General features: G+C 55.5%; 3 protein-coding genes. All 3 read left to right on the top strand.

Annotated elements, in window-relative coordinates:
* The coding region (locus GHK62_RS24540; protein WP_234886939.1) for a Gfo/Idh/MocA family protein at nt 1–610 on the top strand (610 nt) is incomplete at its 5' end.
* Between the two features lie 51 nt (nt 611–661).
* The gene (locus GHK62_RS24535) at nt 662–2,008 is read left to right on the top strand and encodes an aspartate aminotransferase family protein (protein WP_153440449.1); all 1,347 of its coding nucleotides are present in this window, start codon (nt 662–664) and stop codon (nt 2,006–2,008) included.
* A 210-nt stretch (nt 2,009–2,218) separates the two neighbouring features.
* Nucleotides 2,219–3,022: an IclR family transcriptional regulator gene (locus tag GHK62_RS35065; RefSeq protein ID WP_337732966.1), complete on the top strand. Its 804-nt coding sequence runs from the start codon at nt 2,219–2,221 to the stop codon at nt 3,020–3,022.
* Nucleotides 3,023–3,044 lie beyond the last annotated feature (22 nt).

Below are 3,044 nucleotides of genomic sequence, written 5' to 3'. Positions count from 1 at the left end.
CGCCGAAGCCTTGGGAAGAACCGATCATGCCAGTTTTCGTTTCATAGCGGGGCCGCCGAGCCGATACCTTCAGGCGGGAAATCCCTGGATGCTAGAACGTGAGGTAGCTGGTGGCGGCCCACTGATCAACATCGGCGTTCATATGGTCGATATGTTCAGGTCCCTCAGTGGCAGTGAAATTACGACAGTGTCGGCTTTGTCGACCTCGCACATCAATAACCTTTCGATCGAGGACTTTATCGCCATCACGCTCAAGAGTGCCTCCGGCACAATTGGCACGATTGAATGCGGGTACACCTTCCCCAGTGCGCCTGGTCGGCAACGTGAATTCACATTTTCAGTTCGAGCCGGCAAACGTTTTCTGCGTTCCATCAATGATGGCATTGATGTCGTGACCGGCAACGAGACCGGCGTGGAGCAAGAGTTCTTGCCCGTCGAATTTGAGACCGATCTGTACTACGCGAAATTCGTCGAACATGTGCTCGAGGCCTTGGAGAAGAAAACTCCAACGATCGCGGACTTTGGAGACGCGGCGCGGGTGCTGGAAGTGGTTGAGGCAGCATACACATCCGCCGCCGAAGGTGGTCGAACGATCCACCTTTCCAACTAACCGTGAGACGCAGGCAGCGTCTTCCTATTCAACAACCATCAGGAGAGACATATGAGTAGCGTGTTCCACCGTATCCCAAAACGCAATCTACCAGTCGCTGTCAAAGGCGAGGGCATGTACATTATCGACAAGGACGGCAAGCGGTACATTGACGGCTACGCCGGCGGCGCCTGCGTCTCATGCCTGGGTCATAGCGAGGAATCGGTCATAGAGGCCGTTCGCGAACAGATTGGGAAGTTTGCCTTTTTCCATTCTGCGATGTTTACCTCGGAGCCCCTCGAAGAACTTGCGTCCATTCTGACCACCGATGCTCCTGAGGGCCTCACGCGGGTGTTCTTTACGAACAGCGGTTCCGAAGCAGTAGAGAGCGCCGTGATGATGGCGCGCCAATACTTCGTTGAGATTGGTCAGCCTCAGCGAAAGAAGGTTATCGGCAGACGGTCAAGTTATCATGGTGCTAATCTGACCGCACTTAGTGTCGGGCACCAGTTGTCACGCCGCGCTCCCTTTGAAGACATTCTTGCAAACGTATTCCATATTTCACCATGCTACGAATACCGGGGTCGCCAAGAGAGCGAGACCGTGGAACAGTACGGGCTGCGGGTCGCGAATGAACTGGAACAGGCTATCTTGGGTCTCGGCCCAAATACGGTAATGGCGTTTATCGCCGAGACCGTCACTGGGACGACCAACGGAGCCACGCCACCAGTACCTGGTTACTTCAAACGCGTGAAGGAAATCTGCGACAAATACGGCGTCCTGCTAATCCTTGACGAGGTATTCTGCGGCTTGGGGCGCACGGGCACGCTCCACGCCTGCGAGCAGGACGGAGTTGCCCCAGACTTCCTCACATTTGCTAAGGGAATTGCCGCCGGCTATCAACCGATCGGAGCAACAATGGTAAATGAAAAGATTTACCAAGCTATCGTGTCCGGTTCAGGCACTTTCAAGGGAGGATACACCTATTCTGGGCATGCGACTGCATGTGCAGCTGCCATTGCTGTCCAAAAGGTCCTCCGTGGTCCCGGTTTCCTTGACCATGTGAAGACAACGGGAAACCTGCTCTCTGCCAGGCTCAACGAGAGGTTCGGCCAACATCCACACGTGGGCGACATCCGCGGTCGAGGGATGTTGATGACCGTAGAACTTGTGGAGGACAGGAGCACGAAAGCGCCCTTCGCTGCATCGCAGGACCTGAGTTCCAAGATCTACCAGAACGCTCAGGCGAGGGGACTTATTACACACGCCCTCACCGGCACGATTGACGGTTACGTGGGGGACCATGTTGTTATCTGCCCGCCTCTTATCGTGACAAGCGAGAACATAGATACAATCGTCGAACTACTGGGTGAGGCCATTGATGCAGCCGTACTGGAAGCGCGCAGAAAGGCAGCGTGAGGGAGAACTGGGCCAATGCGCTAACGTCATTGGGCGCCGCGGAACCTAACCTGCGGCGCACCAGTTTGATTGAACGTCCTTACATTCAATTCGACGAATTGAAACTTCGCGGCAGAACGTTGCGATCCCGCTTGGGAGTTGCGAGCTTGTCATTCTGTTTGTAAATGTCGCTGATATAAGGCCGGATTCGTTCACCGCTGAGAGTTAGTCGTGGCAAATGTTTCACCAACGGAGCGTACTCTTGATATCATCGAGCTGCTCGCCGATCATCCTGAAGGGCTTGCGGTCAGTGACATAGCACGACGGCTCAAGCTCCCCAAAAGCATTGCCCACAGGCTCCTCTCGATCCTTTCGGACCGCGACTTTGCGATCCAAGACGACGTAACACAGCATTACCGCTTGGCAATCCGAACTGCGGCTCTTGGACTTCGCTTTTTCGGAAATATCGGCTTGAACGAAGTCTGCCAACCTATTCTCAACCGATTGGCACAACGCACTGGGGAATTCGTTCGAGTTTGTGCGGCGGAAAACGGAGAGCTCGTTTGGATCGCCAGCGCTCAAGGGAGTTCTGAAGGACTTCGATACGATCCCACGATGGAAGCGGGACCGGCCCTTCACGCGACGGCAAACGGGCGGGCTTGGCTGTCCACGTTGAACGAGGCGGACGCACTGGCACAAGTTCGCCGCAAAGGTTTCATCCTGCCACGCGACTATGCCGGGTCATCCGTGACCAGTGAGCAACAGCTTTCCGAAGAGCTGAGGCAGATAAAAGAACGTGGCTACGCTGTGTCCGCTGATGAGAGCGTCATTGGCATCACGGGATTTGCGGCACCAATTCCGGATCGGGAGGGCGGGCCTGCGCTCGGGTGCGTAAGTGTCGCCGGTCCATCTGTACGAATGCCGCAATCACGGGGACGCGAAATAATGCCGGATCTCCTTACCGCTGCCAAGGAGCTCGGGCAGATCTGGCCTATTCCACGTTTCAAGAAGCTTGCTTCGATGCCCGTGGGCTAAATGGGCGCACAGTCGCTTGAAC

This window comes from Sinorhizobium terangae, from assembly GCF_009601505.1.
Classification (GTDB): Bacteria; Pseudomonadota; Alphaproteobacteria; order Rhizobiales; family Rhizobiaceae; genus Sinorhizobium; species Sinorhizobium terangae.
This window is presented reverse-complemented; position numbering and strand designations above follow the sequence as displayed.

What these genes read in the sequence shown, in the direction of transcription:
- GHK62_RS24535 (WP_153440449.1), top strand. Translation starts at nt 662, where the DNA reads ATGAGTAGCGTGTTCCACCGTATCCCAAAACGCAATCTACCAGTCGCT.